This window comes from Lelliottia sp. 489 (assembly GCF_050435885.1).
Taxonomy (GTDB): domain Bacteria; phylum Pseudomonadota; class Gammaproteobacteria; order Enterobacterales; family Enterobacteriaceae; genus Enterobacter; species Enterobacter nimipressuralis.
The window spans coordinates 13,124-35,354 of sequence record NZ_JBNDLC010000009.1 but is presented as its reverse complement, the minus strand read 5'-3'; the positions used below and the strand labels follow the sequence as shown (position 1 = coordinate 35,354).

20 protein-coding genes are annotated in these 22,231 nt (G+C 52.8%); 4 read left to right on the top strand and 16 right to left on the bottom strand.

Going from position 1 to position 22,231, the window contains the following annotated elements:
* Positions 1-20: 20 nt before the first annotated feature.
* The 9 genes from ABIE11_RS20095 to ABIE11_RS20055 form a co-directional block, all read right to left on the bottom strand.
* On the bottom strand, positions 21-2,285 hold the full coding sequence (locus ABIE11_RS20095) for a ComEC family protein (RefSeq protein WP_429185295.1): 2,265 nt from the start codon (positions 2,283-2,285) through the stop codon (positions 21-23).
* 213 nt (positions 2,286-2,498) lie between these two features.
* A complete protein-coding gene (gene ihfB / locus ABIE11_RS20090; RefSeq protein ID WP_012016828.1) occupies positions 2,499-2,786 on the bottom strand; it encodes an integration host factor subunit beta in 288 nt (95 codons plus the stop codon).
* A gap of 238 nt (positions 2,787-3,024) precedes the next feature.
* Positions 3,025-4,698, bottom strand: coding sequence for a 30S ribosomal protein S1 (rpsA, locus tag ABIE11_RS20085; protein WP_100776997.1), 1,674 nt, complete (start codon positions 4,696-4,698; stop codon positions 3,025-3,027).
* 108 nt (positions 4,699-4,806) lie between these two features.
* Positions 4,807-5,490: a (d)CMP kinase gene (gene cmk / locus ABIE11_RS20080; protein WP_100776998.1), complete on the bottom strand. Its 684-nt coding sequence runs from the start codon at positions 5,488-5,490 to the stop codon at positions 4,807-4,809.
* Positions 5,491-5,659: 169 nt separating this feature from the next.
* Entirely contained in the window at positions 5,660-6,427 is a 768-nt protein-coding gene (locus ABIE11_RS20075) for a M48 family metallopeptidase (RefSeq protein WP_100776999.1), read from the bottom strand.
* Positions 6,428-6,612: 185 nt separating this feature from the next.
* A complete protein-coding gene (gene tnpA, locus ABIE11_RS20070) occupies positions 6,613-7,050 on the bottom strand; it encodes an IS200/IS605 family transposase (protein WP_429185294.1) in 438 nt (145 codons plus the stop codon).
* Positions 7,051-7,215: 165 nt separating this feature from the next.
* Positions 7,216-8,499, bottom strand: coding sequence for a 3-phosphoshikimate 1-carboxyvinyltransferase (aroA, locus tag ABIE11_RS20065; protein WP_429185232.1), 1,284 nt, complete (start codon positions 8,497-8,499; stop codon positions 7,216-7,218).
* 70 nt (positions 8,500-8,569) lie between these two features.
* Positions 8,570-9,658 carry a 3-phosphoserine/phosphohydroxythreonine transaminase gene (serC, locus tag ABIE11_RS20060; protein WP_429185231.1) on the bottom strand — a complete coding sequence of 363 codons (1,089 nt, stop codon included), beginning with the start codon at positions 9,656-9,658 and terminating at the stop codon, positions 8,570-8,572.
* 162 nt (positions 9,659-9,820) lie between these two features.
* Positions 9,821-10,513, bottom strand: a complete 693-nt coding sequence (locus ABIE11_RS20055) for a DUF421 domain-containing protein (protein ID WP_100777002.1) — start codon at positions 10,511-10,513, stop codon at positions 9,821-9,823.
* 138 nt (positions 10,514-10,651) lie between these two features.
* Between ABIE11_RS20055 and ycaO the strand changes: the two genes are divergently transcribed.
* The 4 genes from ycaO to ABIE11_RS20035 all read left to right on the top strand — a co-directional run bounded on the left by ycaO (position 10,652) and on the right by ABIE11_RS20035 (position 16,784).
* Positions 10,652-12,412 carry a 30S ribosomal protein S12 methylthiotransferase accessory factor YcaO gene (gene ycaO / locus ABIE11_RS20050; protein WP_100777003.1) on the top strand — a complete coding sequence of 587 codons (1,761 nt, stop codon included), beginning with the start codon at positions 10,652-10,654 and terminating at the stop codon, positions 12,410-12,412.
* A gap of 406 nt (positions 12,413-12,818) precedes the next feature.
* Entirely contained in the window at positions 12,819-13,676 is an 858-nt protein-coding gene (gene focA / locus ABIE11_RS20045; protein WP_123429160.1) for a formate transporter FocA, read from the top strand.
* Positions 13,677-13,725: 49 nt separating this feature from the next.
* Positions 13,726-16,008, top strand: coding sequence for a formate C-acetyltransferase (pflB, locus tag ABIE11_RS20040; RefSeq protein ID WP_100777005.1), 2,283 nt, complete (start codon positions 13,726-13,728; stop codon positions 16,006-16,008).
* Between the two features lie 383 nt (positions 16,009-16,391).
* The gene (locus ABIE11_RS20035; RefSeq protein ID WP_429185230.1) at positions 16,392-16,784 is read left to right on the top strand and encodes a hypothetical protein; all 393 of its coding nucleotides are present in this window, start codon (positions 16,392-16,394) and stop codon (positions 16,782-16,784) included.
* Positions 16,785-16,829: 45 nt separating this feature from the next.
* On the opposite strand, the gene ABIE11_RS20030 is transcribed toward ABIE11_RS20035, so the two are convergent.
* The 7 genes from ABIE11_RS20030 to ABIE11_RS20000 form a co-directional block, all read right to left on the bottom strand.
* Positions 16,830-17,051 carry a DNA-binding transcriptional regulator gene (locus ABIE11_RS20030; RefSeq protein WP_429185228.1) on the bottom strand — a complete coding sequence of 74 codons (222 nt, stop codon included), beginning with the start codon at positions 17,049-17,051 and terminating at the stop codon, positions 16,830-16,832.
* A gap of 76 nt (positions 17,052-17,127) precedes the next feature.
* On the bottom strand, positions 17,128-18,297 hold the full coding sequence (locus ABIE11_RS20025; protein WP_429185227.1) for a phage late control D family protein: 1,170 nt from the start codon (positions 18,295-18,297) through the stop codon (positions 17,128-17,130).
* Entirely contained in the window at positions 18,294-18,758 is a 465-nt protein-coding gene (locus ABIE11_RS20020) for a phage tail protein (protein ID WP_409255314.1), read from the bottom strand. Before ABIE11_RS20020 ends, ABIE11_RS20025 begins: the two co-directional genes overlap by 4 nt.
* Positions 18,759-18,770: 12 nt before the next feature.
* Positions 18,771-21,191: a phage tail tape measure protein gene (locus ABIE11_RS20015; protein ID WP_429185226.1), complete on the bottom strand. Its 2,421-nt coding sequence runs from the start codon at positions 21,189-21,191 to the stop codon at positions 18,771-18,773.
* Positions 21,181-21,303 carry a GpE family phage tail protein gene (locus ABIE11_RS20010; protein WP_105475878.1) on the bottom strand — a complete coding sequence of 41 codons (123 nt, stop codon included), beginning with the start codon at positions 21,301-21,303 and terminating at the stop codon, positions 21,181-21,183. The genes ABIE11_RS20015 and ABIE11_RS20010 overlap by 11 nt, the downstream gene beginning before the upstream one ends.
* Before the next feature lie 32 nt (positions 21,304-21,335).
* Positions 21,336-21,644 carry a phage tail assembly protein gene (locus ABIE11_RS20005; protein ID WP_181826437.1) on the bottom strand — a complete coding sequence of 103 codons (309 nt, stop codon included), beginning with the start codon at positions 21,642-21,644 and terminating at the stop codon, positions 21,336-21,338.
* Positions 21,645-21,700: 56 nt separating this feature from the next.
* Complete coding sequence (locus ABIE11_RS20000; protein WP_105475876.1) at positions 21,701-22,219, bottom strand: phage major tail tube protein; 519 nt, start codon at positions 22,217-22,219, stop codon at positions 21,701-21,703.
* Positions 22,220-22,231: the final 12 nt, after the last annotated feature.

Sequence of the window (22,231 nt, the reverse complement as noted above, 5' to 3'; positions counted from 1 at the left end):
TGTTGAAATAGCCGCATATTCTACCCGTTATCGACGGGCGCGCCAAACCACTGATGATACCAACGAGGTAAAATTTGATCTCGTAAGCGTCGGATTTGCCAGCCATGTGGCGAAAAATGTACCGATATTTGCCCAGATTGCGGTGTATCGAGCCAAGAATAGCCCTCCTTTTTGTAGCGTCGAACGACTTTTGCTGACGGAAAATGCCATGCGTTATAGCGTGCCGCAGAGGCCAAAGCGACCTTCCCTTCCACGCGCTGAATGAGCGTCAGTGATGACGAGGTATTACTCCCATGGTGCGGCACCTGGATAAGTGTAGACGTTAGATATTGCCAACGATGACTTAACATCAGTTGCTCGGCTTTTGCCTCAATGTCGCCGGTGAGTAATACGCTGTGCTCACCGTCGTCAATTTTCACGACGCACGAGCGGTTATTTCCCTGCACCTGATACCCTTTCGGCGGCCAGTGCGCCGTAAAGATCAGGCCCTGCCACTGCCATTGCTCGCCACGAAAACAGGGCTGATGTCCGCCCCAGCCGAGTGGACTTCTTATCCATATTGACGGCCATGCTTTTTGGAGAGAGTGTAATCCGCCAATATGGTCCATGTGTTCATGACTGATAATCACCCCTTCTGGCGTCAGATGGTGCCAGCGCAGCCAGGGGATAATTTGCTGTTGTGCACTGTCGCCCCCCGGCCAGGCTAAGCCGGTATCATACAAAATCGCCCTTCCCTGTCGCTCAACTACCATGGCCAGTCCCTGACCGATATCCAGCATATGCACCGTCCAGCCTTCGGTTTTCTGAGAGCGCCACAAGGGAAACGTCAGCAATACGCTGATTGCAAGACAGACTGCGGGGGCTGACCGCCAGGTACGTAAACGCCATGCCATCACGGCAATCCACGGAAGACAGGTGACGGGGAGCCAGCGCTCATCAATATCAATCCAGCCATCCGGTAATTTTTTTAGCAATCCAAAAAGCAGATCCAGCGATTTATCAGCCAGAAACCAGACCTTGATTTCCAATACATTCAACGCACAAAGATGCAGCAACATTCCGGCCAGGATCAAGGGGACGGATATGAACGTGACCAGCGGTACGGCAAAGAGATTCGCGATTACAGAAGAAAGACTCATGCCATGAAAAATGCTGACCTGAAGCGGCAGTAGTAAAAACAGCATCCCAAGTTGCAAATGCAACAGTGCTGGCAGAGGTTTTAACCACCGCGGAAGTTGCCATTTTGGCAGGGGCAGCCACTGATACCAGAAAATAAGGGTCGCAACGGCAAAGGCGGAGAGTGCCAGACTTTGTGAAAGTACGGCCAATGGATCGATAAACAGGATGGCCGCCACACAACATAACCAGACCTGCCACGGTGACCATTGCCGTCCACTCAGACGCAGCAATGCCAGCACGGTAAGAGAGACGACGGTCCGTAACGCTGGCGGCTGCATTCCTGTAAGCCAGGCATAAAACGCCGCGAAGCAGACTCCGGCGAGTAATGGTGCACGCCAGTTAATCCAATGGCATGGGAGTAAAAATTGAAGTCCACGAACGATGAGCCAAACAATTGAGGCTGCAAGCGCAATGTGCAGACCCGAAATCGCCATCAGGTGCAAAGTCCCGGTCTCACGCATCAATTTTTTCACTTCTTGTGAGACTGCCAGACGCTCCCCCATTCCCAACCCAAGAATGACAGAACCCCATGTATAGGGTGAGAGCGTTGAGGTAAGAGATGCGAGATAGCGGGACCGCAGGCTGCACGTGGTATCAATCGCCTCGGCATGAGTGAAGCGACCGGTCAGAGGCTGATGCGAAGCAAGCGCATAGCGCTGCGAATCAAAACCGCCTTCGTTAAGCTCGCCATGCACCGCGCGAAGACGCAGCGTCACCGCCCAGCGTTGTCCTGCACAAACCGCCTGCGGCAAGTAATTTCCGTAGAGCATGACACCTGTCGTCGAGAACCAGGGCTTGCCGCCAAGGCTGACAATCATGGCCTGATGGGTGGTGGCGCCATCTGTACCTGTGATAACGATTTCTGCCCGCTGTGGCCCGGCCGTCAGGTTTTGCATCGGCCATACGCACTCCAGCGCCGCCAAGACTCCCCAGGCAAAAAACACCAGCCATAGCCCCACATACCGCAGATAAACCAGACGTTGCAGTGCCAGTAGGATGCCAACTGCAATGCTTACCCAGACGACTGGCAAACCGGGGAGCGAAGGCAGCCAAAGTAATGGCAAGATAGCTGAAATTAAACATGCACTGATGACCGGAATACCCACACACACCTCCCTGTTTAGGGACAGTTTGCTGTATGGCGTTGGGCGAGTCAGGCAGGAAAATACGCGGTTGCAGCCATTGCCGAAGAGAATCTTTCTGGTTGCAGAAACAGCCATGCTGAGTTGCAGCGCTGCTTCAGATATTTAAAAATAGATAAGAAAAAAGCACCCGAAGGTGCTTTCTTTTGAAAACCCAGTTCGCCCGAAAGCTAAAACTCAGTTTCCGTAAATATTGGCGCGATCGCGCAGTTCTTTACCCGGCTTAAAGTGCGGAACGTATTTGCCTTCCAGGTCGACTTTATCGCCAGTCTTCGGGTTACGCCCGGTTCGTGGAGCACGATAATGCAGAGAGAAACTACCGAAACCGCGGATTTCAATGCGCTCGCCTTGTGCAAGAGTCGAGGCCATATGCTCTAGCATCTCTTTCACTGCATCTTCCACTGCTTTTGCGGGGATGTGCGATTGTTGGCTGGCAAGTCTTTCAATCAATTCTGACTTGGTCATGATTCCTCCGGTTCCTTCAAACCAATTAGCTGAACAGCTTATTAAACAAGGGCGGCCGTAGCCGCCCTTTGTTATTGATTACAGAACGAATCCTGCAATCTGTCAAGTCTGCTCGTCATCCTTCGAGCGGTCACTGCGTTAACTTCGCCTGTTCCACCCCAGTCATTTACTTGAGTAAGTGGCTGGGGCTCTCAGGCTGGTTGCCTTGTTACCGCCCAAACGATTTAGAGAACTTGAATTACTCGCCTTTAGCTGCTTTGAAAGCTTCAGCCATTGCGTTGTTAGAGAAACCTGCATCTTCCTGTTTGTTAACAGTTGCGATTGCATCTTTCTCATCAGCTTCGTCTTTAGCACGAACAGACAGGCTGATTGCACGGTTCTTACGGTCAACACCGGTGAATTTAGCTTCAACGTCGTCGCCAACGCTCAGAACCAGAGTTGCATCTTCAACGCGGTCACGTGAAGCTTCAGAAGCGCGCAGGTAACCTTCAACGCCGTCAGCCAGTTCTACGGTTGCGCCTTTAGCGTCAACTGCAGTCACTTTACCGTTTACGATTGCGCCTTTCTTGTTCAGTGCAACCCAGTTGTTGAACGGATCTTCTGCGAGCTGTTTAACGCCCAGAGAGATACGCTCACGTTCTGCGTCAACCTGCAGAACAACTGCAGCGATTTCGTCGCCTTTTTTGTATTCACGTACTGCTTCTTCGCCTGCAACGTTCCAGGAGATGTCAGACAGGTGAACCAGGCCGTCAATGCCGCCGTCCAGGCCGATGAAGATACCGAAGTCAGTGATAGACTTGATTTTACCTTCAACACGGTCGCCCTTGTTGTGGGTTTCCGCGAACTGCTGCCATGGGTTGTTTTTGCACTGTTTCAGGCCCAGGGAGATACGACGACGTTCTTCGTCGATATCCAGAACCATCACTTCCACTACATCACCAACGTTAACAACTTTGGATGGGTGGATGTTTTTGTTGGTCCAGTCCATTTCGGAAACGTGCACCAGGCCTTCAACGCCTTCTTCGATTTCAACGAAGCAGCCGTAGTCGGTCAGGTTGGTAACGCGACCAGTCAGTTTAGTACCTTCTGGGTAACGTTTAGCGATAGCGACCCATGGATCTTCGCCCAGCTGTTTCAGGCCCAGGGATACACGAGTGCGCTCGCGGTCGAACTTCAGCACTTTAACAGTGATTTCGTCGCCAACGTTCACGATTTCGCTTGGGTGTTTAACGCGTTTCCACGCCATGTCGGTGATGTGCAGCAGGCCATCAACGCCACCCAGATCAACGAATGCACCGTAGTCAGTGAGGTTCTTAACGATACCTTTAACTTCCATGCCTTCCTGCAGGTTTTCCAGCAGCTGATCGCGCTCTGCGCTGTTCTCGGATTCGATAACGGCACGACGAGAAACAACAACGTTGTTACGCTTCTGGTCCAGCTTGATTACTTTGAACTCAAGCTCTTTGCCTTCCAGGTGCAGCGTGTCGCGAACCGGACGAACGTCTACCAGAGAACCTGGCAGGAACGCGCGAATACCGTTCAGCTCAACAGTGAAGCCACCTTTAACTTTGCCGTTGATAACACCGACTACAGTTTCAGCTTCTTCGTAAGCTTTTTCCAGCGTGATCCAAGCTTCGTGACGTTTAGCTTTCTCACGGGACAGCAGAGTTTCACCGAAGCCGTCTTCTACTGCATCCAGTGCAACGTCAACTTCGTCACCAACCTGGATTTCCAGCTCGCCCTGGGCGTTTTTGAACTGCTCTGCCGGAATGGCAGACTCAGATTTCAGACCGGCGTCAACCAGTACGATATCTTTGTCGATAGCAACAACAACACCACGAACGATGGAACCCGGACGGGTTTCGATTGTTTTTAAGGATTCTTCAAATAGTTGAGCAAAAGATTCAGTCATGTTTAATCTTCAGGTTAATATAACGTCCACCTGGCTCCATGCCGGATGGGGTTGTTTCACATACCCACCGTCAATCCATTGCAGCGGGGCACTACGAATCTGTCGCGATTAAGCGAGTGCCAATTTCTGGCGCGCGTATTGTAACGCTTTTTCAATCACTTGCTCAATAGTTAATCGGGTAGAATCGAGCACTAAGGCATCGTCTGCCGGAACAAGTGGCGCTACAGCACGATTACGATCGCGGTCATCGCGCTCTTTTATCTCGGATAAAAGGCGATCAAAGTTAACACTAAAGCCCTTTTCCTGCAACTGAAGCATACGACGTTGCGCGCGTTCTTCCGAGGAAGCGTCAAGGAAAATTTTCACCGGCGCATCAGGAAACACCACCGTTCCCATGTCACGACCATCCGCAATCAGGCCCGGCGCTTCACGGAAAGCGCGCTGACGACGTAAGAGCGCTTCACGAACGCGCGGGAACGCCGCCACCTGCGAAGCCGCATTTGCCACTTCCTGGGTGCGGATTTCACCGCTCACGTCTTCCCCTTCAAGGATGACTTCAAGATTGCCGTTGGTGGACACAAAGCGGACATCAAGGTGCGCAGCCAGAGGCACCAGGGCCTCTTCAGAAGCCATGTCCACATGATGATGCAACGCCGCTAACGCCAGTACGCGATAGATCGCGCCCGAATCTAAAAGATGCCATTGCAATGCTTCCGCCATCGCTTTGCACAAGGTGCCTTTACCCGCACCGCTTGGCCCATCAATGGTAATTACCGGGGCAATTGCTGTCATCGTTCTCTCCTTCATTAAAGGCGTCAGTTACATAAACGCCGCGCATTATACGCGCCATTGCCCGCAACCGTTAATGTTGCTTGCAAATAACGGAATGTTTGAAGGTGAGTGTAGAAGAAATAGGCATCAAAGGACGGACTGGCGTAAAACCAGCCCGTAAGTCAAAGCGTTACTTCTTATCTGCCGCAATACGGTCGCGGATATGCTGCGCACGTTCTGTCGATGGCGGATGAGAATCAAACAGGGATTTAGCGTGGGCGCTGTCGAGTGCAGCCAGTTTATCGAAACTGCTGGCTAAACCCGCGGTGCTGATTTTACGTTTTTTGAGTAAATCGTAGGAGAAATCATCTGCCTCAGACTCCTGACTGCGCGAGAATGCAGAATTTATCGCCCCTTCCGCAATATCACCTAACTGAGACTGCGTGAGCTGAGACGCCACCCCGCTGGTTGCCGAAACAGCATCGCGAGCGGCAACAGTCGCATAGGCCGTCTGCATCGCTTTACGGGAATGGCCCAGCGCCACGTGCCCGAGCTCATGGCCTAACACCCCTTCGACTTCATTGTCCGTCATCATATCCATCAGACTGCTGTACACACGAACGCAGCCATTGGCCATTGCCCAGGCGTTGATGTCGCTGGTCAAATAGACCTTATAGTTAACCGGCGTGCCGTTAATAGTGTTACCTAGCGCCTTCGCTATTTTATTGATGCGCTTAGTATATTTGCTTGAGGCGCCTGCAATCTCATTTTGGCTGTCCAGTTCTTTACAGCCGCCGTTGGCGATGGCTTTGGCATCGGCGTCAGAGAGCGTCGCGGCTTTATAGGCCGACATACCGGCGCTCGCAATCCCGTTAGGATCGACGCCGTTCATATTTTTACAGCCAGCAAGAAGCGTAGCGGCAATGGCCAGAGATAAAAGCAGTTTACGATTTTTCATATCTATCTTCCGTTGATTAACATATTGAAAAATTATGGGTTAACCCACAACGTTCACGGGAAGATAGCACTCCACGGCGTCATGAAAAAAGTTTGAAACGGGACGTAAAAAACCACCTGCATAGCAGGTGGCATTGATAACGCCCCATAGGGGCGTACTAAGTCCAGACTCTGAGAGCCTTCCCTTCACACCTCTTTTAGTGGAAGCTGGCTCTCTTCAACTTCATGCTTTTCCTGATATTTCACGTACTTTCTGATCATTTCTTCATTTATACCTACGGTATCCACGCAGTAACCTCGTGCCCAAAAGTGATTTCCCCACAGCTTGTTCTTCCGCAGGTGGGGAAATTTGCTGAACAACCTAAGGGCTGTTTTACCTTTCAAATGACCGATCACATGTGAAATAGAAAGACGTGGCGGGACTTTTACCAGTAGATGGACACGATCTATCTGAACATTCAGCTCTACCACTTCTATCCCGAGCTGCTCGCTTGAGATCCTTATCTGCCTGTAGACCTCTTTACCAACATTGTTCCTAAGGATGCGAAATCGGTACTTGGGTGTCCATACGATATGATATTGACAACACCAGAGCACATGAGATGCTTTCTGGAATCTACTCATGGTTAAATCCTTATCAGTTATGGGGATAACAGATTCGGATTTTCCCATGAGTAGCATTATTGGCAGAGCCAACTTATTGCTGACCACCTCCATAGGAGGTGGTGTTCATGCAGGGATAAAAAAAGCCGACTCGTGGTCGGCTTTTTCGTCTCATCCAGGGAAGAATCAGGCAAGTGTGCTGATGCGCGCCAGCTGTTCGAAATAGTCCGGGAACGTTTTTGCGGTGCATTTCGGGTCCAGAATGGTCACTGGCGTATCGGACAAGGCCACCAGCGAGAAACACATCGCCATACGGTGATCGTTGTATGTCCCGATCTCTGCAATCTGCAGTTTGGCTGGTGGCGTCACGCGAATGTAGTCTTCGCCCTCTTCCACTTCAGCGCCCACTTTACGCAGCTCCGTCGCCATCGCGAACAGGCGGTCGGTCTCTTTTACGCGCCAGTTATAGATATTACGTAGCGTTGTGGTGCCTTTGGCAAACAGCGCTGCCGTCGCAATGGTCATCGCCGCATCAGGAATATGGTTCATGTCCATATCGATCGCGTTCAGCTCACCGCGGGTACAGGCGATAAAATCATCGCCCCAGGTGATGACTGCGCCCATTTTTTCCAGCACATCGGCAAAGCGAATGTCGCCCTGAACGCTGTTACGCCCGATACCGGTGACTTTCACCGTGCCGCCTTTAATTGCACCGGCGGCGAGGAAATAGGAGGCGGATGACGCATCCCCTTCCACTAGATAGTGGCCCGGCGACTGATACTGCTGCGCACCACGCACCACGAAGCGCTGATACGCCTGGTTTTCCACCTCGACGCCAAAGGTCTTCATCAGATGCAGAGTGATATCAATGTAGGGTTTGGAAACCAAATCCCCTTTGATGGTGATTAGCGTATCCTGAGACGCCAGCGGTGCCGTCATCAGCAGCGCCGTCAGGAACTGGCTGGAAACGCTACCGTCTACCGCTACGTCGCCGCCCGTAAATCCACCGCGAAGACGCAGTGGTGGGTAATTTTCCTGCTCCAGATAGTCAATCTGCGCGCCGCCCTGACGCAGGGCATCCACCAGATGACCGATCGGACGCTCTTTCATGCGTGGCTCGCCGGTCAGCACAACATTGTTGCTGCCCAGGCACAGCGCCGCCGCCAGAGGGCGCATTGCCGTACCCGCGTTGCCGAGAAACAGCTCCAGCTCGTCGACAGTTTGCAGCGCACCGCCGTTGCCCGTCACTTCACAACGCGTACGATCGGCTGACAGCGTGTACTGAACACCTAACGCGTTCAGCGCATTCAGCATATGGCGAACGTCGTCACTATCCAGCAGGTTAGTGAGAACAGTGGTGCCATTTGCCAGAGCAGCCAGCAGCAGGGCGCGGTTCGAGACACTTTTTGAACCAGGCAGATTAATGGTGCCATCTACCCGCGCGATCGGTTGTAACGTCAGGGATTCCATGAAACTTAACTCTCAAATCAACATAATAAAAACCCCGCAGCGAGGCTACGGGGGTGAAAAACTCGCGCAATTAACCGTGGCGACGTTCGAAGTCGGCCATAAAATCAGTCAGCGCTTTGACGCCTTCCAGCGGCATCGCATTGTAGATGGAAGCACGCATGCCGCCGACCACGCGGTGGCCTTTCAGGGCATGCAGACCCGCCGCGAAGGACTCATCGAGGAACAGCTTATCAAGATTGCTGTCAGCCAACTGGAACGGCACGTTCATGCGAGAACGATTCGCGCTGGCCACGTCGTTGCGATAGAAGCCGCTGCCATCAATCGCGCTATACAGAAGGCTCGCTTTTTGCTGATTGATCTTGTCCATCTGCGCCACACCGCCATTTTTCTTCAACCATTTGAAGACAAGGCCAGAAAGATACCAGGCGAAGGTCGGCGGGGTGTTAAACATGGAGTCGTTATCATTCAGAACGGTATAGTCCAGAATCGACGGGCAGGCCTGGTGCGCTTTGCCCAGCAGATCTTCGCGGACAATCACCAACGTTAAACCAGCCGGGCCAATGTTCTTCTGCGCGCCAGCATAAATCACGCCGTAGCGGCTGACATCCAGCGGGCCAGAGAGAATGGTTGAGGACAAATCAGCCGTTACAACCACGTTGTCGCCAAAGTTCGGCTCTTCATGAATGGCGATGCCGTCGATAGTCTCGTTCGGGCAGTAGTGAAGGTACGCAGCGTCGCTGGACAGCTGCCATTCACTCATCGGCTTCACGCCGCGCAGGCCATCAACAGTAATTTTGGCGTCGATAACATTCGGGGTGCAGTATTTTTTGGCTTCTTTCACTGCGCTGGCGGCCCAGTAGCCGGCATCAACGTAGTCTGCGGTGGTTTTGTCGCCGAGCAGATTCAGCGGGATGCCGGCAAACTGACCGCGCCCGCCGCCGTGGCAGAACAATACTTTGTAGTTCGAGGGAATATTCAGCAGATCGCGAAAATCTTTTTCTGCCTCTTCCGCCACCTGGATAAACTCTTTTCCACGATGGCTAATTTCCATCACCGATGTACCAAGACCCTGCCAGTCGCAAAGCTCCTGCTGAGCCTGTTTAAGCACATCCGCCGGTAGCATTGCCGGACCTGAACTGAAATTAAAGACCTGAGCCATTTACCCTCACCACGCTAAAAGCCATAAGTTATAACTGTGGATATCGGTTTTATCATTCAGTGACACGCGCCGCAATGTCTAAAACTTATGACCGGGAAAATGTGTCCCCGCTCACACAAAACAATCTGCCAGCGCGTTGTCACAAAACCGACAAATTGGCTGTCAGGTGACGCGTTTAGCCCGGCTCACCTTCGTCCATACTGGATTCGCACAGCGAGGGCAAAGTTGATGATCGCCCGGCTGCATCGTCAGAACATGGCTACAGCGTCGACAGGCGTACTCTCCCGCCTCCGGGACGGTGGTAAAGCGTTCCACGTATTCATCCGGCAAAATGCATAAACCCGGTTTCACGTCATCGTCGTCATAGTAGTAGACGCTAATCTGCCCGTTCGTTTCCATGATCGCCAGCCGCACCTGGCCCAGCTGTTCTACGCTGTTTAAGCGCAGCTCCATGAAAAACTCAAATTCAGTCATGTTGGCGCTGCGCACCTTCTCCCAGGCCAGTTGCCCCTCTTCGACAATCACCACCGGCTTGCCTTCCAGCAGATCCTCGATTTTTTCGCTTTTCGACATCAGCCACATCACCAGCCGATAGAGCAAGCCCAGCGTGACAAAAACGATCAACACCGGAATCATTGGCACATCGTCATAAAACGCGACGTCTCCGGCCGCAGAGCCGAGTGTCAGAATGATCAGGACTTCAAACAGTGACATCTGCCGAACGCCGCGCCGCCCTGTAATTTTGAGAAACAGAAACACCAGAATAAAGGTGTAGAGGCTGCGCAAAGCCACTTCCCCTAAGAACTCAAGCGGGACTTTGTCGAACGCCATCCGCTGAAGATCGAACGCTTTCATTTTTATTCGCCTTAACAGTAAGTTACTGCTGATAAGCATAGCTGAGTCTTTTATTTTCGCTCTTCTCCTCGCGAAGATAGCGCCTGCCACGCAAAACCCGTATCATTGCGCGCTTTACGTACGATAAAAGTGATCGCCATGACTCAAACATTTATCCCCGGCAAAGACGCCGCTCTGGAAGATTCCATCGCTCGCTTCCAGCAGAAACTGACCGACCTGGGTTTTAATATCGAAGAAGCCTCCTGGCTCAATCCGGTACCTCACGTCTGGTCTGTGCATATTCGCGACACCGACTGTGCGCTGTGCTTTACCAACGGTAAAGGCGCCACCAAAAAAGCGGCTCTGGCTTCTGCCTTGGGGGAGTATTTTGAGCGCCTGTCCACCAACTACTTTTTCGCTGATTTCTGGCTGGGCGAGACTATCGCCAACGGCCCGTTCGTACACTACCCGAACGAAAAGTGGTTCCCGCTGACGGAAGATGACACGCTGCCGGAAGGCATTCTGGATGCGCGTCTGCGCAAGTTCTACGATCCGGATAACGAACTGACCGCCGGTATGCTGGTCGATCTGCAGTCCGGTAACGACGAGCGTGGTATTTGCGCCCTACCGTTTACCCGTCAGTCTGACGATCACACTGTCTATATCCCGATGAACATCGTCGGTAACCTGTACGTGTCCAACGGCATGTCCGCAGGTAATACCCGTAACGAAGCCCGCGTACAGGGGCTGTCCGAGGTGTTTGAGCGTCATATCAAAAACCGTATTATCGCCGAGTCCATCAGCCTGCCGGAAATCCCGAGCGAGGTACTGGCGCGCTATCCGGGCGTGGTGGAATCTATCGCTAAACTGGAAGCAGAAGGTTTCCCAATTTTTGCTTACGACGGCTCTCTGGGCGGTAAATACCCGGTAATCTGCGTGGTGCTGTTCAACCCGGCGAACGGCACTTGCTTCGCGTCGTTTGGCGCCCACCCTGACTTCGGCGTGGCGCTGGAACGTACCGTTACCGAGTTGCTTCAGGGCCGTAGCCTGAAAGATCTCGATGTCTTTACCCCGCCAACGTTTGACGACGAAGAAGTGGGCGAACACACCAACCTCGAAACGCACTTCATCGATTCCAGCGGTTTGATCTCCTGGGATATGTTCAAGCAGGACGCCGACTATGAATTCGTGGACTGGAGTTTCTCCGGCACCACGGAAGAAGAGTTCGCCACGCTGATGGCAATCTTCAAAGCAGAAGATAAAGAAGTGTACATCGCCGATTACGAGCACCTGAGCGTCTACGCTTGCCGTATTATCGTGCCAGGCATGTCCGACATTTATCCGGCAGAAGATCTGTGGCTGGCCAACAACAGCATGGGCAGCCATCTGCGCGAAACGCTGCTGGCTCTGCCGGGTAGTGAGTGGGAAAAAGAGGATTATCTGAACCTGATCGCCCAGCTGGACGACGAAGGCCACGACGATCTTACCCGCGTACGCGAGCTACTGGGCCTGGCAACCGGCAAAGACAATGGCTGGTACACCCTGCGTGTGGGCGAGCTGAAATCCATGCTGGCCCTGGCCGGTGGCGATCTGGATCAGGCTCTGGCCTGGACGGAATGGACCATTGAGTACAACCAGTCGGTCTTCAGCCCTGAGCGCGCTAACTATTATCGTTGCCTGCAAACCCTGCTACTTCTGTCTCAGGAAGAGGATCGTCAGCCGCTGCAATATCTCAATGCGTTCGTGCGTATGTACGGTGCCGACGCTGTTGAAGCCGCCAGCGCCGCACTGAGCGGTGAAGCGCCGTTCTATGGCCTTCAGGCTGTCGATAGCGATCTGAAAGCCTTCCCGGCCCATCAGTCACTGCTCAGAGCTTACGAAAAACTGCAGCGCGCGAAAGCAGCCTACTGGTCAAAATAAGCGCACATAGCATTACAGACAGTAGGCGTATTTCCACGTCTGGGCTATATTACGGGGCAATTTCATTGCCCCGTTTTTTTATTTCTTTTGCAATGAATTTTGATTGTAATAATAAAGTTAATTACAGGTAAATATAATTATGCTTACCTGGGCTTTACTGTTACTTTTTAGGGTAATTACTCCATTTTAATTAACTGCTTCGGGAGAGGTTACAGGAAATAATTCAACTCTTTTCATAACTTTTAAAATTTATTTTTATACGGATAATCAAAAACTTACTCCGCATTTGTTGCAAAACCATGCGCTTTGCGGGCCTATAAGCCAGGCGAGATATGATCTATATCAATTTCTCTTCTATAATGCTTTGTTAGTATCTCGTCGCCGACTTAATAAAGAGAGAGTTAGTGTGAAAGCTGACAACCCTTTTGATCTATTACTCCCAGCTGCGATGGCCAAAGTTGCCGAAGAAGCGGGTGTCTATAAAGCAACGAAACACCCGATGACGACGTTCTATCTGGCGATTACCGCTGGTGTGTTCATCTCCATCGCCTTCGTCTTCTACATCACTGCGACAACCGGTACTGCTGCGATGCCTTTCGGTATTGCAAAACTGATTGGCGGTATCTGTTTCTCACTGGGCTTGATTCTGTGCGTCATTTGCGGCGCCGACCTCTTTACCTCAACGGTGCTTATCGTGGTGGCAAAAGCGAGCGGAAGAATCACCTGGGGTCAGCTGGCGCGCAACTGGATTAATGTCTACGTTGGCAACCTGATTGGCTGTTTGCTCTTTGTACTGCTTATGTGGTTATCCGGCGAGTATATGACCGCCAACGGTGGCTGGGGACTCAACGTCCTGCAAACCGCTGACCACAAAATGCATCACACCTTTATCGAAGCCGTCGCTCTCGGCATCCTCGCAAACCTGATGGTCTGCCTGGCAGTCTGGATGAGCTACTCTGGCCGCAGCCTGATGGACAAAGCCATGATTATGGTTCTGCCGGTTGCGATGTTCGTTGCCAGCGGCTTTGAGCACAGTATCGCAAACATGTTTATGATCCCGATGGGTATCGTAATCCGCAACTTTGCGAGCCCGGAGTTCTGGACTGCAGTTGGTTCAACCCCGGAAAGTTTCTCTCACCTGACTATTATGAACTTCATCACAGATAACCTGATCCCTGTCACTATTGGGAACATTATCGGTGGGGGTCTGCTGGTTGGGTTGACATACTGGGTCATTTACCTGCGTGGCGACAATCATCATTGATGGTTTCTCAGGCAGTAAAGAAAAATCCACTTAAGAAGGTAGGTATCACATGTCCGAGCTTAATGAAAAGTTAGCCACAGCCTGGGAAGGTTTTGCGAAAGGTGACTGGCAGAAAGAAGTCAACGTACGTGACTTCATTCAGAAAAACTATACCCCGTATGAAGGTGACGAATCCTTCCTGGCTGGTGCTACTGACGCAACAACCAAGCTGTGGGACAATGTTATGGAAGGCGTCAAACTGGAAAACCGCACTCACGCGCCAGTTGATTTCGATACTTCCGTTGCCTCTACCATCACTTCTCACGACGCTGGCTACATCAACAAAGCCCTTGAGAAAATCGTTGGTCTGCAGACTGAAAAACCACTGAAACGTGCGATTATCCCGTTCGGTGGCATCAAAATGGTTGAAGGTTCCTGCAAAGCGTATAATCGCGAGCTGGACCCAATGCTGAAGAAAATCTTCACCGACTACCGCAAAACTCACAACCAGGGCGTGTTTGATGTTTACACCAAAGACATCCTGAACTGCCGTAAATCCGGTGTTCTGACTGGTCTGCCAGATGCGTATGGCCGTGGCCGTATCATCGGTGACTATCGTCGCGTTGCACTGTACGGTATCGACTTCCTGCTGAAAGACAAATACGCACAGTTCCTGTCACTGCAATCTGATCTGGAAAACGGCGTAAACCTGGAAGCGACTATCCGTCTGCGTGAAGAGATCTCTGAACAGCACCGTGCGCTGGGTCAGATCAAAGAAATGGCTGCTAAATATGGCTGCGATATCTCTGGTCCTGCTACCAACGCTCAGGAAGCTATCCAGTGGACTTACTTCGGCTACCTGGCTGCTGTTAAGTCTCAGAACGGCGCAGCAATGTCCTTCGGTCGCGTATCCACCTTCCTGGATGCTTACATCGAACGTGACATCAAAGCAGGCAAAATCACCGAGCAAGACGCACAGGAAATGATTGACCACCTGGTCATGAAACTGCGTATGGTTCGCTTCCTGCGTACCCCAGAATATGATGAGCTGTTCTCCGGTGACCCAATCTGGGCAACTGAATCTATCGGTGGTATGGGCGTTGATGGCCGTACTCTGGTAACCAAAAACAGCTTCCGTTTCCTGAACACCCTGTACACCATGGGTCCGTCTCCGGAACCGAACATCACTGTTCTGTGGTCAGAAAAACTGCCTCTGAACTTCAAGAAATTCGCTGCTAAAGTCTCCATCGATACCTCTTCTCTGCAATACGAGAACGATGATCTGATGCGTCCTGACTTCAACAACGACGACTACGCTATCGCTTGCTGCGTAAGCCCAATGGTTGTTGGTAAGCAAATGCAGTTCTTCGGTGCTCGTGCTAACCTCGCGAAAACCATGCTGTATGCAATCAACGGCGGCGTTGATGAAAAACTGAAAATCCAGGTTGGTCCTAAATCTGAACCAATCAAAGGCGACGTTCTGAACTTCGACGAAGTAATGGACCGCATGGATCACTTCATGGACTGGCTGGCTAAGCAGTATGTCACCGCCCTGAACATCATCCACTACATGCACGACAAGTACAGCTACGAAGCTTCTCTGATGGCTCTGCACGACCGTGACGTGGTTCGCACCATGGCATGTGGTATCGCAGGTCTGTCCGTTGCAGCTGACTCCCTGTCTGCTATCAAATATGCGAAAGTTAAACCAATTCGTGACGAAGATGGTCTGGCGACTGACTTCGAAATCGAAGGCGAATACCCGCAGTTTGGTAACAACGACTCTCGTGTCGATGACATGGCCGTTGACCTGGTTGAACGTTTCATGAAGAAAATTCAGAAACTGACTACCTACCGCAACGCTATCCCGACTCAGTCTGTTCTGACCATCACTTCTAACGTTGTGTACGGTAAGAAAACCGGTAACACCCCAGACGGTCGTCGCGCTGGCGCTCCATTCGGTCCAGGTGCTAACCCAATGCACGGTCGTGACCAGAAAGGTGCAGTTGCCTCTCTGACTTCCGTTGCTAAACTGCCGTTTGCTTACGCGAAAGATGGTATTTCTTATACCTTCTCCATCGTTCCAAATGCGCTGGGTAAAGACGACGAAGTGCGTAAAACCAACCTGGCAGGTCTGATGGACGGTTACTTCCATCACGAATCTTCCATCGAAGGTGGTCAGCACTTGAACGTGAACGTAATGAACCGTGAAATGCTGCTCGACGCGATGGAAAACCCGGAAAAATATCCGCAGCTGACCATTCGTGTATCTGGCTACGCAGTACGTTTTAACTCCCTGACTAAAGAACAGCAGCAGGACGTTATCACCCGTACTTTCACTCAATCCATCTAACTGGAATTGACTGAAATCACGCAGTAAAAAGCGTACAATAAAGGCTCCACGTCAGTGGGGCCTTTTTAACACCCTCTCCACACCAGTCTCTTTTGTCCGCTATCTATATACTTAATGGATAACAGCCAAAACAGACTCGACATAGCCGATGAGCTATGCACATAAACAGGTCCCGGACGGACCGAATCTGGAGATATCACCGCAATGTCAACTATTGGTGACATTATTTAGCCCCTAACCAAATGAAATAAAAGGATTTATTTCTGGTCACGTCCACACATTGACCACATCGAAAAAAAAGCCCTGCTTTGTGCGGGGCTTTACTTTTTGTAAATCAGAATGTCAGAATAAGACTCAAGCATATGTTTAATAAGGAAATTACTTTGAAATATCTTAAAGCTGTAACTTTGCTCGCCCTTGCCCTGACCTCTTACACCGCACAGGCAAATGACACCTCGACCCTGAAGAATTCCCTTAAACAATGGCAACCGATTGAAGTGTCGAAAAGCGGCGACACGCTGACAGTGATTCTTAACGAGAGTCAAATCACACCTGCGATTTATGACTCTGTAATCAGTTCGGGAGTTTGCCCCGACATATGGACTAAAGATGTCCCGGCTAAATACCTTGAATCCGTGAAAGAGCTGCACATCCTGAATAAACATAAATTTAAGGGATACGTTCTGGAGCAACCACTCAACACCTGTAACGAGATGGGAAAAGAACAACCTGAGAGGGCAAAAGTGATAATGCTATCTCACACTCATCTTTTCTGATCCACTGAATACAAAAAGCCCCGCGTTTGCGGGGCTTCTTTTTGGTCACTGCCAGTGGATTTGCTGCTGGCCGGTTGATGTTGGGTGCGGTGGCGCAGGCACTAATACTGCAGGTGAGGCGATAAACCGCTCGACCGTCTCAGTGGTAACAAACGTACAACTGCAGTTGATATTTGTGCACTGATGATAGCGCTCTTTTGTCGTGTCAGAGAAATAGCGGCTAGTGCGAGCGTGGGCGGCGTAGTGGCATTTTGGGCAGTGAAACATGATGAGCACCTTTTAACGTTTCCGATGCAGTCATTTTATCCAACTTAATCATATAAAACAAACACATACGATTAATTTAGCTATCTATTTCGTCTGCTTCATACTCTACATCCGAGACCTTCACCTCAAGCTCTAAGCCTGTCGTGTAGCCGTTCCCGTTGAGGTTATGCACCACCCGGCTGATTATCCACGCCTGCTCGTCTATAACGCGCTTAAAGCCTTTCACCGCAACCGGCGTTTCAGGAAATAAATCTGCCCGGCCAGTGGCGAGCGTAATCGAAAACTCCGCCACCCCGCGCTGCAGTTTATCCCACTTAGCCTGAGCCGCGCGCATCGCCTGCGCCTTTGTCGCGTAGATGGTCGTGAGCTCCAGCACGTTGTCAGACTCACCGGCCATATACTCACCCTCTCGCGCCTCCTGCTCCTTTTTCACCTGGCTCTTTGCCGGTGCTTTGACGGCTTTCGGGTGCTGCAGTGCACGCAGGTGCTGCACCTTCGGCTTGCGTTTCAGCTTCACCTTTTGCTTTTGCGGTTTCGGGTCTTTGGTATGCAGCCATTTCGCTGTGACGCCGGTGTACGCCTCACGATCTGCAATGGCGAACTGATGCCGGTCGCCGTCGCCACGCTCGACGGTCATCTGCGGGATGGGTTTGCCACTGGCCACCTTGCCGCTACCGGCTTTCAGAAATAACAGTTTTCCCGCTTTGACAGAAACCGACGCACCGTTTCGGTCAGCCAGTCGGGAAAGAAACGCCGCGTCGGATTCCTGTGACTGGTCGATATGCGGCACGGCGATCGCTTTCAGGGTCTCAGCGACGCTGGCCGTGAGTTTGTTACGCTGCGCGATGGTATCGACAATTACCCCGAGCGTGGTGTCATGCCATGACTGCTCGCGGCGTGAGTTCAGCGTCCCACGAAAATCCGCACTACGCCCCCGGATGGTCAGCGTATCGGGCGCGCCCCGGTGCTCGATTTCATCGACCGTGAACGTCCCTTTTTTTATCAGCGCGGAATCCTGCCATCCTAACCACAGCGTCAACGTAGCTCCGCGCGGCGGCATTGCTATCTGGCCGTCAGTGTCATCGAGCTCGATATCGAGCTGGTCGGCCTCGAATCCGCGATTGTCGGTCATGGTCAGGCTAATAAGGCGGTCACTAAAATCCTGCGTGATATCCTCGTTATCCAGCTTGAGCATAAACGCCGGGGCTATCTTCGCCCCGGCCTGCACGTTCATTCCCGTTATCATCCCGCCAGCCCTCCGAGCCAGTCACCGGCAGACGTGACCAGATTATCAGCCTGCGTTTTCAGGTCGCCATAAATGGCCGCGACAGAATCATCGACGCGTTTCAGCGACAGGCTAAAGTCGATTTTGCGCGCCTGGCCATCGCTGAAAAACTCGGTGTGCGTATGGGTCACTTTCTCGATGACATACATCCCGAGGATAAGGCCCGTCCCGTCAATCAGCGGCCACGCGCGCCCTTCATTCGCCATCAGTTCGACCGCCGTCAGCGACAGACGACCGCCGGTGATTTCAGGGTAAAGCGTGCCCGACAGGGTGCGGGAGGTTTCCCCCTCCCCGAGAAACTGATAGGCCGGTGGCTTGCCGATGCGGTCATTAGACGCCCAGCGGTAATCCTTCGAATACTGCATAGACTGATACGGCAGGGTATGCCGTTCAAACACAAAAAAGCCCAGCACCATTAGCATGTGTTTCCCTCCTTAATCGTGTCTCATGCTGGAGCGCTGGCGCGCCCGTTTCTCACGGTCGAGTTTTTCGACGGCCTCGCGCAGCTGGCGATCGAGGTCACTGCCCGGCGCGCCCCCACCCTGCAGGGTGATGTTGTACTCGCTTTTACTCTGGTCGATATAGGACTGCCCGGAAGAGGCCGTCACTGGCCGGTAAGCCTGATAACCACCATACCCTGCGGTCTGCGGGATGTACCCGCCACCCGGCGCAGCCTTGTCTGCTTTCGCCGCCGTCTGGTCAAGGTTGCTGGATTCCTTTTTGATAACGCCCAGCTTTTCCAGCAGCCAGCCGACCTTCCCGCTCAGGCTGTTAAAGATATTCAGTGGAGCCATCAGCGCATCGGCCAGCCCCTTACCAAAGGCCACCCCGACATTTTTGCAGCGCTCGAAAATATCCTGCAGGGATTTCACCGGCGCAAACAGGTTAGTAAACCATTTCCATACAGCACCGAGCTTTTCCGCGATAGCGTCAAACACCGGCGACAGCGAGGCAAAGGCCGTTTTAATCCCCGCAACCACCTCCGAGAAAAAGGCGCTGATTGGCTCCCAGTATTTATAGATAAGCAATGCAGCGCCCACGACAGCCGCCACCACAGCCACCACCGGCAGACTGATTGCAGTAATGGCCGTGACAATGGCCGTCCCGGCAGTGGTAAAAATCACACTCAGCAGACCGGCAGCGGCGATGATGCCGTTAATCCCCGCGATGACCGGCCACGCAATAAGGCCAATTCCGCCCAGTACGCCGACCAGAGCCAGCGCACCGGCAGTCACACTGAAAATGGTTTGCGTGAGCTCAGGATTCGCTTTCGCCCAGGCGGCGACCTTACCGAGCATATCGGTCACGGAAACCGTCAGGCGACGCAGCGCGGAGTTCTCTTTATCGAACACCTCAATCTGCAAATCTTCATAAGCCGACTGCAGGTTTTTCAAATCCCCGTCGAGGTTGTCGGTCTGGATTTTGGCTATCCGCTCCGTGGTTCCTTTCGAATCCCCGATTTGCTGGCGTTTGCTGGCAAGCGAGCCATCACCGGCAGCGGCGACGAGCTTAATCGCGCCCTTCATTGCCTCTTCACCAAAGATGACTTTCAGGTATTCGCCCTGCTCCGCCGTGCCGAGCTTGTTTTTGACAAAGGATTTATGAATATCTTTGAGGATTTTCTCGACCGGCAGCATGTTCCCTTTGCCGTCGCGGGTTTGCACGCCCAGCTCTGAGATAGCATCAACCGCTTTGCCCATCGGTGCCTGCAGGCGGTTGAAAATGGCGCTCGCACCGGTCCCGGCCATCGAGCCTTTAATCCCGTTATCCGCCAGAATACCGAGCATCGATGTCGTGTCTTCAATGCTCGCTCCGGCCGCTTCCGCAATCGGCGCGACATATTTCATCGCCTCGCCCAGCTCGACAAGGCCAGTATTGGATGACGTAAAGCCCTTGGTCATCACATCCGCGACGCGCTCAATCTCGGTTGTCGACAGGTTAAACGCTGACTGCATGTTGGTAATGATGTCGGCGGCTTCGGCAATATCGACATCCGCCGCAAGGCTCAGGTTGACGGTCGAGCCGGTCGCCGCCAGCACATCGTCGGCGTTATAGCCCGAGCGTGCGAGCGTGGTCTGCGTGCGCGCCACATCACCCGGTGAAAAGGCCGTGGTCGCACCGATATCACGCGCCTGTTTTCGAATGGCCGCGAGTTTGTCATCGCCCTTATCAAGACCGAGGATCGCCTGTGTACCTGACATCTGTTTATCAAAACCAATACCCGGCGCGATAAACCGTGATGCGCCATAAAGCCCGGCGGCCGCCACACCCACGCCGACCATCCCGGCATTACGCGCACCGGCGGCGAGCTGTTGCCCGGATTCATAGCGTTTTTTTACCGCACTCAGTCTGGCCTGTTGCTGACTGACCCGCGCCAGTGCGTCGCGCTGACGGTTGAGCTGTGCGGTTGTCTCGCTGATACTGCCTTTCAGGCGGCGCTCATCGGCTGACAGGCTGCGGGTATTTATCCCGGCCTGTGCGAGCTCCGTGCGCTGGCGCTGTACGGACTGGCGCAGGCCGTTGTATTTGAGCTGCAGGTCAGCAGCGGATTTCTTTGCCGCTTCCAGCGCGCGCGCCTGCGCGAGTGTCGGGGTCTGGGTGTTTTTAAACTGGACGGCCAGCGCCGCCGCTTCCTGTTTCGCCTTATTGAGTGACTGGCCGGTCACGCCGAGCTGCGCGCTGGCTTTCCTGAATCCGTCAATGCGGGACGCCTGCGCGTTAAGGTCGCGCAGGTTTTTCTGTGAATTGCGGATATCGCCAGACAGGGATTTACTGGCGGTCTGGATAGCCTTAAGCGGTCGGCTTGCCCGGTCGACTGCGTTCAGCAGCACCTCAAGTCTGACATTATTGCTCATGATGGTTTCCGCTACGTTGCAGCGCTTTCTCGCGCCACGTGAAGAGCTCGGTCACGCTCAGGGAATTCAGCTCTGATGGCGGCCAGTGAAAAACCACCGCAATATCCGCCATCAGGTCATCAACCGACAGGTCTTTGTGAAATTCTAGCGTTCCGAAACAGGTGACAAAAAACCGACCACCTTACCGGCGAGCGAAATCAGGTCGGACACATCGAGACGCGAGACCTCATGCTCGGTGAGTGACGGAAAGGTCATGCGCGGCAGCACCTTAATCAGCGCATCGACGTCAGACTGCGCCAGCGCCGCCAGCGACACACCGCGCAGGGTTCCCGCGTTCGGTTTGGTCAGGGTGATTTGCCCGATTTTCTGCTCGCCGCGCATCAGCGGGGTATCGAGGATCACAACGTTCGGGTTTTCGGTTTCGGTGGTGGCGGTTTCGTTGATGTTTTCCATGATATTTATCTCTTCAAAGTTAAGTGACCGGCCAGCCTTGCTGACCGGGTCAGGGGTTACAGGCCAATCGCCCTGCGGTGCTCCGCCAGACGGTCGACACCGTCCACTTTCAGCACCATGTTGATGACGTCAATCTCAATGACTTCTTTCCCGTCAATCGTGAGCTGGTAGTAGCTGCATTCGGTCGACATTTTGGTCGTCCCGCTTTCGCCCTGCTTGTTTTCGCCGCCGTCGTACTCTTTGTGACGGCCACGCATCACCACCTCAACGGCAGAAATCGCGCCGGTGTCGTCGCGCTGATACGAGCCGGTAAAGCGCAGCGGCACGCTGTCAGCACCCGGCGAGGCGTACTGTGCCCACAGGTCAACGTCGGGCAGACCGCCGAGCGTCCACTCAAGCGACAGCGCGTCGTCATCGAGACCGAGGTCAATCGATACCGAGCCCGGCATCCCGCCGCCGCGATACTTCTCAAATTTGCGGGTCAGCTTTGGCAGGGTGACGGATTCCACGACGCCCATGTAGCTCAGGCCATCGTTGAACATGTTCAGATATTTAAGCTTGCGCGGTAATGCCATGCTTGCAGCTCC

Excerpts from the sequence above, each read along its gene's own strand:
- ihfB (WP_012016828.1), bottom strand. The coding sequence starts at position 2,786 with ATGACCAAGTCAGAATTGATTGAAAGACTTGCCAGCCAACAATCGCAC.
- rpsA (WP_100776997.1), bottom strand. The coding sequence starts at position 4,698 with ATGACTGAATCTTTTGCTCAACTATTTGAAGAATCCTTAAAAACAATC.
- cmk (WP_100776998.1), bottom strand. The coding sequence starts at position 5,490 with ATGACAGCAATTGCCCCGGTAATTACCATTGATGGGCCAAGCGGTGCG.
- ABIE11_RS20075 (WP_100776999.1), bottom strand. The coding sequence starts at position 6,427 with ATGAAAAATCGTAAACTGCTTTTATCTCTGGCCATTGCCGCTACGCTT.
- tnpA (WP_429185294.1), bottom strand. The coding sequence starts at position 7,050 with ATGAGTAGATTCCAGAAAGCATCTCATGTGCTCTGGTGTTGTCAATAT.
- aroA (WP_429185232.1), bottom strand. The coding sequence starts at position 8,499 with ATGGAATCCCTGACGTTACAACCGATCGCGCGGGTAGATGGCACCATT.
- serC (WP_429185231.1), bottom strand. The coding sequence starts at position 9,658 with ATGGCTCAGGTCTTTAATTTCAGTTCAGGTCCGGCAATGCTACCGGCG.
- ABIE11_RS20055 (WP_100777002.1), bottom strand. The coding sequence starts at position 10,513 with ATGAAAGCGTTCGATCTTCAGCGGATGGCGTTCGACAAAGTCCCGCTT.
- ycaO (WP_100777003.1), top strand. The coding sequence starts at position 10,652 with ATGACTCAAACATTTATCCCCGGCAAAGACGCCGCTCTGGAAGATTCC.
- pflB (WP_100777005.1), top strand. The coding sequence starts at position 13,726 with ATGTCCGAGCTTAATGAAAAGTTAGCCACAGCCTGGGAAGGTTTTGCG.
- ABIE11_RS20030 (WP_429185228.1), bottom strand. The coding sequence starts at position 17,051 with ATGTTTCACTGCCCAAAATGCCACTACGCCGCCCACGCTCGCACTAGC.
- ABIE11_RS20025 (WP_429185227.1), bottom strand. The coding sequence starts at position 18,297 with ATGATAACGGGAATGAACGTGCAGGCCGGGGCGAAGATAGCCCCGGCG.
- ABIE11_RS20020 (WP_409255314.1), bottom strand. The coding sequence starts at position 18,758 with ATGCTAATGGTGCTGGGCTTTTTTGTGTTTGAACGGCATACCCTGCCG.
- ABIE11_RS20015 (WP_429185226.1), bottom strand. The coding sequence starts at position 21,191 with ATGAGCAATAATGTCAGACTTGAGGTGCTGCTGAACGCAGTCGACCGG.
- ABIE11_RS20010 (WP_105475878.1), bottom strand. The coding sequence starts at position 21,303 with ATGGCGGATATTGCGGTGGTTTTTCACTGGCCGCCATCAGAGCTGAAT.
- ABIE11_RS20005 (WP_181826437.1), bottom strand. The coding sequence starts at position 21,644 with ATGGAAAACATCAACGAAACCGCCACCACCGAAACCGAAAACCCGAAC.
- ABIE11_RS20000 (WP_105475876.1), bottom strand. The coding sequence starts at position 22,219 with ATGGCATTACCGCGCAAGCTTAAATATCTGAACATGTTCAACGATGGC.